Below are 11613 nucleotides of genomic sequence, written 5' to 3'. Positions count from 1 at the left end.
AAATAACATGGCTCAACTTAGCATGCGCCCATGTGGGGATTTTCGAACCACATACAAAAGCGATACGCCAATTTTTGAAACCAAAACCATCAGAAGCCTTGCGATTGCAGGTGTCATCGCCATGCTGGCAGCACCGCTGGTCTTGGATATTTACTTCCTAAACCTGTTTATTCAGATTGCATACCTCGGTATCGCGGCATTGGGCTTAAACATTCTGGTTGGTTTTACAGGACAAATCTCGCTAGGTCACGGTGCGTTCTTTGGCTTTGGCGCCTTTGCATCGGCTTGGCTAAATAACCAGTTCAACATTCCAGTCGTGTTTGCGATTCCGCTTGCGGGTTACTTAACCATGATTGTGGGGATGCTGTTTGGTCTGCCAGCGGCTCGAATTAAAGGTTTATACCTAGCTATCGCAACGTTGGCTGCGCAGTTTATTTTAGAGGACTTCTTTGCTCGTGCAGACTGGTTCAGTGGCGGCTCATATGGTGCTGGTGCAAATCCTATCAATCTGTTTGGCTTTGAGTTTACGACCGATGAAAGTTTCTTCTACATCGCTCTGTTTGCGTTGATCTTTATGTACATGTGGGCATCGAACTTGATCCGTTCTCGTGATGGTCGCGCGTTTGTCTCGGTACGAGATCACTACCTGTCGGCAGAAATCATGGGTATCAACCTAACCAAGTATCGTCTGCTCTCATTTGGAGTGTGCGCATTCTATGCGGGCATCGGGGGCGCACTCTACGGACATTATCTAGGATTCGTTTCAGCAGAAGGCTTCACCATCATGATGTCAATCCAGTTCCTGGCAATGATCATCATTGGCGGTTTGGGCTCAGTCAAAGGCACATTGATGGGTACGATATTTATCGTAGTACTGCCAGAAGTGTTGGAGTTTGGCGTGACGGGGTTGGCTGCGTTTAGCAATAACACTTCGTTCGTTGATGGGCTTGCTTACTTCAAAGAAATGGCGATCGGCTTGGTCATCATGCTGTTCCTTATTTTCGAACCTCAAGGGTTATCGCATCGCTGGCAACAGATTCGAGCATATTGGAAACACTATCCGTTCTCATATTAACGTGGAATTAAGTGGAATATACCTCAATAACAAGGACAACGAGTTATGAACAAAGGACATTTAGCGACAACGTTGGTGCTATCTTCGGCACTGTTTACTACCGCCACTTGGGCAAAAGACTCTGTATTTGTCGGGCAATTGGTCGACTTTTCTGGACCAACAGCCTACGTGAGCAAGCCCTATGGTTCTGGCGTACGAGACGCATTGCGTTGGATTAACCAAAACGGTGGCATTAACGGTACTGAGCTCGAATTTGAAACGGTAGACATGGCCTATAAAGTGCCAGTAGCCATTTCCAACTACAAACGTTGGGTGGCGCGTAAAGACATGGTTGCGCTACAAGGTTGGGGCACGGCAGATACCGAAGCACTCATCTCGTTTGTGACCAAAGACAAAGTCCCAGTGTTCTCTGCCTCTTATTCAGGTCACTTAACGGACCCAACCGGCAAGAACCCAAAAACCGCGAAACCAGCGCCTTATAACTTCTTCTATGGTGCGTCGTACTCAGATGCGTGTCGTGCACTAGTGAAGTGGGCGAAAGAAGACTGGGAATCAAAGGGCAACCAAGGTACGCCAAAATTTACCCACATTGGTGATAACCATCCATTCCCGAATGCGCCAAAAGAAGCGTGTGCAGAATATGCAGAAGAGCTTGGTTTTGAGGTGCAAAACCCAGTCGTTGTGTCACTAAAACCTGGGGACTTCAAAGCACAATGTCTGTCGCTGAAAGAGTCTGGCACTAACTACGGTTACATTGCCAATATCGGTAGCTCGGTTATCTCACTCGTGAAGTCTTGTAACACGGTTGGTACAGAGTTCCAGTACATGGCGAACATTTGGGGCGGTGACAAACCAGTACTTGAAGCGGCGGGTGACGGCCTTAAAGATTATGTTTTCCCTGGCATGACGGCGTTTTGGGGAGACGATAATGAAGGCATGAAACTGGTTCGTGAGATTTCTAAGCAGTCTGAATCAGAGCCTGGCGAGTTTAGAACTCACCACTACATTCGCGGCATTTGTTCTGCGTTCTACATGAAAGAAGCGATGGAGTGGGCGAAAGACAACGGTGGCATCACGGGTGAAAACATCAAGAAGGGCATGTATGTCCATGACAACTGGGTCCCACAAGGCTTAGAAGGTGTTTGTGTACCTGCGAACTGGAAGCCGGAAGATCACCGTGGCACAACAACCGTGAACGTGTTTATGGGTAACAACAACGGCGGCGCAGTCGATATTAAGAAAGCGTCCCAAGTGACGTTGTCACGTCGTGACGATTGGCTAGGTTACTAATCTACGACTTATTAATAACAAAGCTTACTGAAAATAAGGATGGGTGAGAGAACACTCTCACCCTAGCAAGGAGTAGCTTGATGGCTGAATTAGCAACGAATATCGAACCGGCAGAAATACTGCTTTCAGTGAACAACATTGAAGTCGTCTACGACGAAGTAATACTAGTACTTCGCGGTGTGAGCTTAGAAGTTCCAAAAGGGCAGATTGTGACCTTACTGGGCGCCAACGGTGCGGGTAAATCCACGACGTTAAAAGCCATTTCTGGTTTGTTGAAAACCGAAGATGGTGAAGTGACGCGCGGCGAAATCAACTTCATGGGCGAGCGCATAGACAACAAAAGCCCGGAAGAGATCGTCCGTTCGGGCATCTTCCAAGTTATGGAAGGGCGCCGAATTGTTGAAGACATGACGGTGATAGAAAATCTTCGCTTAGGCGCTTACACGCGCACGGACAACGAAGTCGAGCAAGACATCGAAATGGTGTTTGATTATTTCCCTCGCCTTAAAGAGCGCACCGGTCTAGCGGGTTATTTGTCAGGTGGTGAGCAGCAAATGCTGGCGATTGGTCGTGCACTGATGGCTCGCCCGAAAATGATCTTGTTGGATGAGCCGTCGATGGGGCTTTCGCCGCTGTTGGTGAAGGAGGTGTTCAGCATTATTAACAAGATTAATAAAGATCAAGGCATTACCATGCTTTTGGTTGAGCAGAATGCCAACTTTGCCCTTCAAGCGGCCGATTACGGTTACATCATGGAATCAGGCAAAATCGTACTGGATGGCAGCAAGCACGAACTGCTAAACAATGAAGATGTGAAAGAGTTCTACCTTGGCGGCGGCGATGAAGATCGCAAGAGCTTCAAGAATCTGAAATCTTACAAACGTCGTAAGCGTTGGTTATAAGGAGCAAGGATGAACGAACTATTTGATGCGAAAGAATCGTTGTCTCCGCAGGCACGAGAAGAATCGCTGTTTCAACGTCTGCCAACGTTGATTGAAAATGCAAAAGCCAACAGCGAACATTATGCGACGCATTTTGCTGAGTTAGATCCTACATTGGCGAATAATCGTGAAGGGCTTACCCAGTTTCCAATTACGCGCAAATTCAATATGCCAAACCAGCAGCAACTTAAACCGCCGTTTGGTGGTTTAAATAGTGTTGCGATTGGTCAGATGGCGCGTGTATTCCAATCACCGGGGCCGTTGTATGAGGCACAAACGGATGAGATGGATTTCTGGCGTATGGGGCGCGCGTTTCACGCGGCTGGATTTAGTGCGGGCGATTTAGTGCATAACACGCTCTCTTATCATTTCTCGCCTGGTGGATTTATTATGGATGGTGGCGCAAGAGCTTGTGGCTGCGCGGTATTTCCGGCGGGTGTCGGGAATACCGAAGCACAAATTGAAGCGATTAAACAGCTGCAGCCAACGGGTTATACGGGCACACCTTCTTACTTGCTGACGTTGCTACAAAAGTACCAAGAACAATACGATGAGTCGCCGAGTTTTACCAAAGCGCTGGTCTCTGGTGAAGCGGTCACCGCAGACATGCAACAGATGTTTGAGGACAAAGGCATTGCAGTCTCTCAAGCCTACGCAAGTGCAGAGCTTGGTTTGATTGCTTATCAAGTGTCTGGTGAGCAAGGCTTGGTGATTGCCGAAGATATTATCGTTGAAATCGTTAATCCTGATGGCATTCCTGTACAACCGGGAGAAGTCGGCGAAGTGGTCGTGACATCGCTCGATGAGAAGTTTCCGCTGATTCGCTACGCAACGGGAGATTTATCGGCATACCTAGAAACGGGCTCGGATTCGCCACGCACGAATGCGCGAATTAAAGGCTGGATGGGGCGTGCGGACTCAGCGGTGAAAGTGAAAGGCCTGTTTGTTTATCCGCATCAGATCCAAGAAGTCTGTCGTCGCCACGATATTAAAGGCTCCTTGAAAATTGAGCGTGATGGCTTCAACGATACCATTACTTTCTGCTGTCATGATGCTCACGTATCGGCAGAGGACATTCAAGCGACACTCCAGTCTGTCACCAAACTGAAAGGCAATATCCAGTTCGTGCCGAACCAGGCTGAGCAGCCGTTAATTAATGACCTGCGCAGTTAATCCGTCATTGTAAACCGCAGTTATAAAAAGCTAACAACGTAAAAATCAAAGGCTAGGAGAGGGGATACCACATTGTGCTGCGTATCCCTTTCTTTTTGTGCCAGTACAATCAAGAGGGCGATAAATGAAGCAGGCACCGACCATCAATCAACAGTTTTGGGATAATTTGTTTACCCAAGGCACCATGCCGTGGGATGCCAAAACCACACCTCAAGAGCTAAAAGCTTACCTAGAAAACGCGCTTCATAGCGGTCAGTCTGTATTTATCCCTGGCTGTGGCGCTGCTTATGAACTCAGCTCTTTTATTCAATATGGGCATGACGTGATCGCGATGGATTACAGTGAACAAGCGGTGAAAATGGCGCAATCGACATTAGGTAAGCACAAAGATAAAGTCGTGCTGGGGGATGTATTTAACGCTGACTCTACGCACGCATTTGATGTGATTTACGAGCGTGCCTTTCTTGCTGCACTACCGAGAGACCAGTGGCCAGATTACTTTGCTATGGTGGATAAATTGCTGCCAAGAGACGGTTTGTTAATTGGTTATTTCGTTATAGATGATGATTATCACTCTCGCTTCCCTCCATTTTGTTTGCGAAGTGGGGAGTTGGCGCAACATTTTGAACCAACGTTTACACTTATTGAATCTTCACCCGTTACAAATAGTGTGGATGTATTTAAAGGTAAGGAGTATTGGATGGTGTGGCAGAAGTGTTAGTCGCTTTTAATCTTTTTGAAGAAGTATTCGCGGAAACTTTCTGGCTCTTTTTTAATCGCTGAAAAGTAAGTCACAAATGTATGATATTTGGTCGATGCCATGAGCCAGAGAGCGATAATAGGAAAAAGTACAAAACTAACAAAAAAAAGTTTATGTTCATCTTCAAGAAGGAATAGGCCAAGAGCGTAAACAAGGAGCTGAAAGTAAATATTGATTAAGTTGATTTCTGCCGCTTTAGGTTTGCCTCTAACAATCATCATGTTTGGGATAACAAGCAGTAGAGTCATGATCCCAGCAAAAGAAAAGTTTAGAGCCAAGAAAGCATCAGTTGTTAAGTGCTCAGACGACTGGTCAATCAATATTGCCAGCAACGTTACTGCCATGCCGCCTCCCATCATAATCAAGGTAATGACTGCCACGCCAACAAGAAAAACCCAAATAGAAAGGTAATGGTTGTCAAAAAACTCTTCTGCCTTCAATCTCTTAAACCTCATCGATACGTACTGTGAAATAACAGAGGTTACTTCACTCTATTCCTGTAGAGGGGATGCTCACATAGAAAGAATACGTATGTAAAATATCAATAAGCGTTAGTTTTAAAGGCGGGAGTTACCCCCATAATAGGTCGAAAGGTATTTCAGAATGGCTTCGCGATCATCACCCGGCAGTTCATCCCATCGTTGGCGGCTTAGTCCTTGTTGTGTGACCATGTGTAACGAATGACAGGCTGAGCAGACTGCCGCGACGAGCTCCATATTCTCTCCCGGCCTTAATATCCCATCACCTGGCGATTTAACCTCTAATCCTGATGACGTCATATTCCAATTGGGTGGTGTCGGGTTTTTCGTTGCAAGCCATGCAATGATAGCCGCGCGCGCACCGGGATCTGTTACGCTAGGGAAGATCATGTTGGTCCCTGGCGCGAAGTTATTCGGAGCGGATAAAAATGCGTCCAACTTTTCTGCGTCCCATTTTCCTTGATGTTGTCTAATTCCGTTGCTGTAATTGAAGCCCTCAAAACTGGCGATATTGCGCTCTGCTAGCCCCCATAAGGGCGGGCCAACCACCGTTACGCCATTCGGCTCAAACTGATGGCAAGCTTTACAAACCATGGCTTGCTGCTCGCCTGCTGCAATCAACTCGTCGTTACTCGCAAGGACAGGGTCGCTCAACAAAGCCAAATGGGTGAAAGCGAGCGGGAGTACCCGCTCTGATGGTTGTTTTGTTCTCACCTTGTTATGTCCCCTAAGTTCTCACTATTCTGCTACTGACTCTTTAGCTTCGTACAATCAATGCGATGCGGTGGAAAGTGTTGTGAGGTAACCTTTCGGATTCCATGCGATGGCAAAAGGCTGGCTGATACCTTGATCGTCAGTTGCTTTCGCCCACACTTCGTAGTAACCCGCTTGAGGGAACTTCACCTTAGCATTGAACGTTTGCCAAGCACCGTCATTGGCAGGAGCTGCGAGGTCGGCATCCATCCATGTTGCGCCAAAATCAATCCTTTCTCGCTGCACTACCGAGAGACCAGTGGCCAGATTACTTTGCTATGGTGGATAAATTGCTGCCAAGAGGCGGTTTGTTAATTGGTTATTTCGTTATAGATGATGATTACCACTCTCGCTTCCCTCCATTTTGTTTGCGAAGTGGGGAGTTGGAGGGGTATCTAGAACCGGCATTTAAGCTTGTGGAATCCTCAGTGGTGGCAAACAGTGTTGAGGTTTTTAAAGGTAGGGAGCACTGGATGGTGTGGCAGAAAAGCTGCCGTATTTAAACGCTATGGCATCAAATAATGAATACAAAATCAGCGTCACATAATGCATATTTTAAAGACAATTATTCTTGTGGTAACGATAAGTGTTGTGAATTGGCGAAGTTGTGAGAAATGTAGATCATGTCCTTTGAAAACATAAGGATATATAATATGGACAAATCATTTTATCTCATCGATAAGCCTACCTTCTTAGGCTCACTCTTTCTTTTACTCAGCGTAGTTATACCTTTAATTTTATTTCCCACACAAGGTGCGGATTGGATAGCTTCGGCCAAATTTTTCATGACCGATAAGCTTGGTGTGTTATACCTCGCACTGGGTATCGCAGCAATGTGTTTTATGATTTACACGGTGTTCAGCGATCTTGGCCAAATCAAACTTGGTGAAGCCGACGAGCAACCAGAATTTGGTAACGCCTCATGGGCTGCAATGCTATTTTGTGGAGGTATTGGTGCAAGTATTCTGTATTGGGGGTGTATCGAGTGGGCATACTACTATCAATCACCACCATTTCAGTTGGAAGCAGGCAGTGAAGAAGCCATTCGCTGGGCCGCGACTTATGGTCTGTTTCACTGGGGACCGATCGCTTGGTCAATTTACCTTATTCCTGCTCTGCCTATCGCTTACTTCTTTTATGTACGCAAACAACCTGTTTTGAAAATCTCTAGTGCGTTAATGCCTGTATTAGGAGAAAAGCGTGCAAACGGTGGTATTGGCAAGTTTATTGATGTGTTGTTTATTTTTGGTATGTTGGGTGGCGCGGCGACTACGCTTGGCTTAGCAGCGCCTCTTATCAACGGTGGTCTACATCATATCTTCGGTCTTCCAAACAATACCTTCAGCCAAGTGGCTGTATTACTTCTCTGTACTGCTATTTTTGGTTACTCCGCGTATGCAGGGCTTGAGAAGGGGATCAAATTCCTTAGTAACATTAACTTCTGGGGTGCGATGGGCTTGTTACTCTTTGTACTTGCCGTTGGGCCAACCGTGTTCATGTTAGAAACGGGCTTAGATTCTATTGGTCGTATGTTGTCTAACTTCTTTGTTATGGCTACCTGGGCGGAGCCGTTTGGTGGTTATGGTGAGTTTACAGATACACACTTCCCGCAAGACTGGACTATTTTCTACTGGGCATGGTGGTTGGTCTTTGCTCCTTGTATGGGATTGTTTGTTGCGCGTATCTCGCGTGGAAGAACGATCAAACAGATGGTCGTAGGTTCGATATTTTACGGTTCTTTAGGTTGTTTCTTATTCTTCATTGTTTTAGGTAACTACGGGTTATCGTTGCAATTGACGGGTGAGCTTGATGTCATCGCAATCCTCAACGAATCGGGCGCACCAGCGGCTATTTTTGCAACGTTAGACACATTACCGTTAGGGCCAATCGTTATTGGTGTTTTTACACTATTGTGTATCATTTTTACGGCGACTTCGTTTGACTCTATCTCGTACATTCTTGCGTCTGTGGTTCAAAATGATGTGACGGAAGAACCGATGCGCTGGAACCGTTTGTTCTGGGCGTTTACTTTGTCTTTTCTGCCAACCGTCCTAATGTTCATGGGAGGTTTATCGACATTACAAACCGCTGCGATCGTGGGCGGTTTACCGTTGTTAGTTATCTCGGTGATGTTGATGGTGTCCTTTGTTCGCGCGGCGAGCCTAGATATTAAACATCAAGCAGAATACGAAGAGCCAACCATTAACATTGAAGAACTGCCGGAAATTGACCCTTGGTCAACAGAGGGAATGGCTTTGGCGAAATTTGAGCGCTTTAAAGACTTAGCTCAACAGGCGGCTGAAGAAGAGCGCGAAGCAATGGCGGCCCTGATGAGCATGCGTAAGAGAATTCGCGCATTCGCCTTAGAACACAGCTGTGAATCTGGGTTTTCGGACCATCATTTACCAGAAGAGATGCAAACAGAGCTACAACAACTAACCGAAGCGCTTGAGTTGGCTCAACAGAAGAAACAAGAACTGTCTGAACAAGCCCAAGAATCTCGAATGGAATTTAATCATGTGTTATTAGGCGGCGCGTCGGCAGGTTTAGCAACGTCGCAGGCTTAAGAACAGACACACAAGAGCCGAGTACAAACTCGGCTCTTTTTTGGCGTGGATACCTTACAGTTAAAGATTCTGCTCAGTCAGTGTTAATGCTTATACTATTTTAGGTTGACCATCTGATGCGGTGGCACCGCCGTCTACAGGTAGGTTTACGCCATTAATGAAAGATGCGTCATCACTTGCTAAGAAAGTCACGACGGACGCAATTTCTTCAGGTTCGGCGGCTCGGCCGAGCGCAATGCGCTCATTGAATTTATCGCGGATTTCCTGCGGCCAGCCGTTCGTCATGTTGGTTTTTACTAAGCTTGGGCATACGGCGTTAATTCTTACACCCTCCGCACCATGGTCCAATGCCATCGCTCTAGTCAGGTTGACCACAGCGCCTTTACTCGCGCAATAGAATGCGGCACCCCAGTCACCACCCAAACCAGAAACGGACGCGGTATTCACCATACAACCTTTCGTTTTTAAGAGTTCAGGTAACGCAAACTTCGCGCAATAAACGACGCCGTCAATGTTTACACCAGAGATCTTCTTCCAGTCTTCCACACTACCTTCAATCACTGAACCAGGGACATGTACGCCAGCATTGTTTACTAAAATATCCAGTTTACCGAAACGGGTAACAACATCAGAAATCAGTGCTGCGACTTTATCTGGATCAGAAACATCAATGGAATGCGCAGACACGCGCTGTTTATCAAAGCTCTCAACGGCGTTTGCCAACTGCTCTTCATTCCAATCGGCAAGAGCGACGTTTGCGCCTTCTTCATACAAACGTTTTGCGATGGCCAAACCAATACCATTGGCAGAACCAGTCACGAGTGCGACTTTATTTTTTAATCCTCTCATGCGATTTCTCCTTCGAAACTTACAAAAACGGGATCTTGATTTTTCTCTGTGCGCGGCAACATCAGTTTGTCGTTGTCGCTGTAATCTACGGGGATAGCCACCACTGCTGGTCCTTCAACGTCCATGGCTTTATTCAATGTCGGTAGCAATTCGTGTTGACTAGTCACTGCGAAGCCTTTCGCGCCAAATGATTCGGCGTACGCCTTGAAATCAATTGGTCCAAATTTCACACCAGAGCAGCGCTGATATTTGTTGATCTCTTGCATTTCTACCATGTTGTAGGCGTTATCAACCCACACAATATGGACGATATTGCAGTTCAGTCTAACCGCGGTTTCTAACTCCATGCTCGATTGCATAAAACCGCCGTCTCCCGATATCGATACCACTTTGCTGCCAGGTTTCAGTAGGCTGGCACCAATGGCCCATGGCAGTGCAACGCCCATCGTTTGTTGGCCGTTAGACACCAGCATTTGGCGAGCTCGAAAACAACTTAAGTAACGAGCGATCCAGATGTGGAAGCTCCCCATATCAAGACATAACGTGGTATCTGGTGTGATGATAGATTGCATGGCTTTAATCAGTGCCAGTGGATGAAATCCTTGCTTGTTATAGACATTGGGATAGGTTTTGATCACTTGCCGTTGCAGTGCTACCTCTTCCAGTACTGAAAGTGCCGTTGGGGAAAGGCGAGCATATTCAGAGATGTAGCTGCCCATTTTGTCTAATGACTGCGCAATGTTTCCGACGATTTCAACACAAGGCTGATAATTAAGTTGGTATTCTGCCGGTTCAATATCGAGGTGAATCACTGGGTTGCGGTGGCTGTTCCAAAGCTCAGGGTCATACTCTATTGGGCTAAAGCCGATGGTGAGAATTAAATCGGCATCACGCAGTAAAACATCGCCGGGTTGGTTGTTAAATAAACCAACACGACCAGCAAAGTGGTGATAGTAGTTGATGTCTACCGTGCCGGCGGCTTGGTAAGTGCCGACAACGGGTAGCTGCGTATTTTGAAGAAATCGGGCGATAGCAGCAGCGTTTTGGCTGCGGCTCGCGTGAAGGCCAAGTAAAACCACACAACGCTTTGCTTTGCTGATTCGACTGACCGCTTCTTCGATTGCTGCGATGTCTGCGCAACCAGGCTGTGTGTAAGGCGAGGGGACAATAATGTCCGTTTGGGTTTGCTCGGATAAAACATCTTGGGGGAGACTCAAAAAGCAAGCCCCAGGACGACCTGACTCTGCGATACGAAATGCGTTCGCCATGATCTCGCTTGCGGCGTCTACGTGCTGCACTTCAGCACTGAATTTGGTTATAGAGCGAAAAATACTGACGGTATCCATGCTCTGGTGTGTTTGTTTTTGCTGGTCAGTTCGTTTCACCGCACCACCGATAGCAATCAGTGGATCGCCTTCGGAGTTTGCTGTTGCAACACCCGTTACTAGGTTTCCACAGCCTGGACCTGACGTAACCATTGTGACGCCTGCTTTGCCGGTTAGTCTTCCCATAACGCCCGCCATAAACGCGCCGTTAGCCTCGTGACGTACCGGAATCATTTGGATGTTAGTGTCTTCAATCGCATCGAACAGTCGATCGATTTTTGCACCGGGAATACCGAAAATGTACTTAATGCCGAGAGACTCTAGCTGTTGAGCGATCAACTGAGCTCCATTTTTATTTGAAGGTTTGGATTGCATTTGTTGTCCTTATTATTTGCCTGACT

The 11613-nt window shown here is 46.8% G+C and carries 11 protein-coding genes and 1 pseudogene; 7 read left to right on the top strand and 5 right to left on the bottom strand.

From position 1 onward, the window contains the following. Nucleotides 1–7: 7 nt before the first annotated feature. From ACHFJ9_RS02335 to ACHFJ9_RS02315, 5 genes are all read left to right on the top strand, one after another. Nucleotides 8–1075, top strand: a complete 1068-nt coding sequence (locus ACHFJ9_RS02335) for a branched-chain amino acid ABC transporter permease (RefSeq protein ID WP_395355059.1) — start codon at nt 8–10, stop codon at nt 1073–1075. Between the two features lie 45 nt (nt 1076–1120). Beyond that, entirely contained in the window at nt 1121–2365 is a 1245-nt protein-coding gene (locus tag ACHFJ9_RS02330; RefSeq protein WP_395355057.1) for an ABC transporter substrate-binding protein, read from the top strand. 80 nt (nt 2366–2445) lie between these two features. Further along, nucleotides 2446–3267: an ABC transporter ATP-binding protein gene (locus ACHFJ9_RS02325; RefSeq protein WP_005392594.1), complete on the top strand. Its 822-nt coding sequence runs from the start codon at nt 2446–2448 to the stop codon at nt 3265–3267. A 9-nt stretch (nt 3268–3276) separates the two neighbouring features. Next, nucleotides 3277–4479 (top strand): phenylacetate--CoA ligase family protein, encoded by a 1203-nt coding sequence (locus tag ACHFJ9_RS02320; RefSeq protein WP_395355055.1) that lies wholly within the window; start codon nt 3277–3279, stop codon nt 4477–4479. A gap of 124 nt (nt 4480–4603) precedes the next feature. Further along, on the top strand, nt 4604–5200 hold the full coding sequence (locus ACHFJ9_RS02315) for a methyltransferase domain-containing protein (protein ID WP_395355053.1): 597 nt from the start codon (nt 4604–4606) through the stop codon (nt 5198–5200). On the opposite strand, the gene ACHFJ9_RS02310 is transcribed toward ACHFJ9_RS02315, so the two are convergent. The 3 genes and pseudogenes from ACHFJ9_RS02310 to ACHFJ9_RS02300 form a co-directional block, all read right to left on the bottom strand. Beyond that, on the bottom strand, nt 5197–5679 hold the full coding sequence (locus ACHFJ9_RS02310; RefSeq protein WP_124007757.1) for a hypothetical protein: 483 nt from the start codon (nt 5677–5679) through the stop codon (nt 5197–5199). The genes ACHFJ9_RS02315 and ACHFJ9_RS02310 overlap by 4 nt on opposite strands. A gap of 117 nt (nt 5680–5796) precedes the next feature. Next, nucleotides 5797–6432: a c-type cytochrome gene (locus ACHFJ9_RS02305; protein ID WP_282150059.1), complete on the bottom strand. Its 636-nt coding sequence runs from the start codon at nt 6430–6432 to the stop codon at nt 5797–5799. A gap of 43 nt (nt 6433–6475) precedes the next feature. Further along, nucleotides 6476–6699, bottom strand: a pseudogene (locus tag ACHFJ9_RS02300) (molybdopterin containing oxidoreductase); the annotation flags it as partial. On the opposite strand from ACHFJ9_RS02300, the gene ACHFJ9_RS02295 reads away from it, so the two are divergent. After that, a complete protein-coding gene (locus tag ACHFJ9_RS02295) occupies nt 6684–6974 on the top strand; it encodes a TPMT family class I SAM-dependent methyltransferase (RefSeq protein WP_258508513.1) in 291 nt (96 codons plus the stop codon). The pseudogene ACHFJ9_RS02300 and the gene ACHFJ9_RS02295 overlap by 16 nt on opposite strands. 150 nt (nt 6975–7124) lie before the next feature. Further along, nucleotides 7125–9038, top strand: a complete 1914-nt coding sequence (locus ACHFJ9_RS02290; protein WP_258684132.1) for a BCCT family transporter — start codon at nt 7125–7127, stop codon at nt 9036–9038. A gap of 90 nt (nt 9039–9128) precedes the next feature. Here the strand turns inward: ACHFJ9_RS02290 and ACHFJ9_RS02285 are convergent, their stop codons facing one another. Together ACHFJ9_RS02285 and alsS are read right to left on the bottom strand one after the other, a co-directional pair. Next, nucleotides 9129–9887, bottom strand: coding sequence for an SDR family NAD(P)-dependent oxidoreductase (locus tag ACHFJ9_RS02285; protein WP_069549253.1), 759 nt, complete (start codon nt 9885–9887; stop codon nt 9129–9131). Continuing rightward, nucleotides 9884–11587: an acetolactate synthase AlsS gene (gene alsS, locus ACHFJ9_RS02280; RefSeq protein WP_047008215.1), complete on the bottom strand. Its 1704-nt coding sequence runs from the start codon at nt 11585–11587 to the stop codon at nt 9884–9886. Before alsS ends, ACHFJ9_RS02285 begins: the two co-directional genes overlap by 4 nt. Nucleotides 11588–11613: the final 26 nt, after the last annotated feature.

The sequence above is a fragment of the Vibrio sp. D3 genome (genome assembly GCF_043995865.1).
GTDB lineage: Bacteria > Pseudomonadota > Gammaproteobacteria > Enterobacterales > Vibrionaceae > Vibrio > Vibrio diabolicus.
This window is presented reverse-complemented; position numbering and strand designations above follow the sequence as displayed.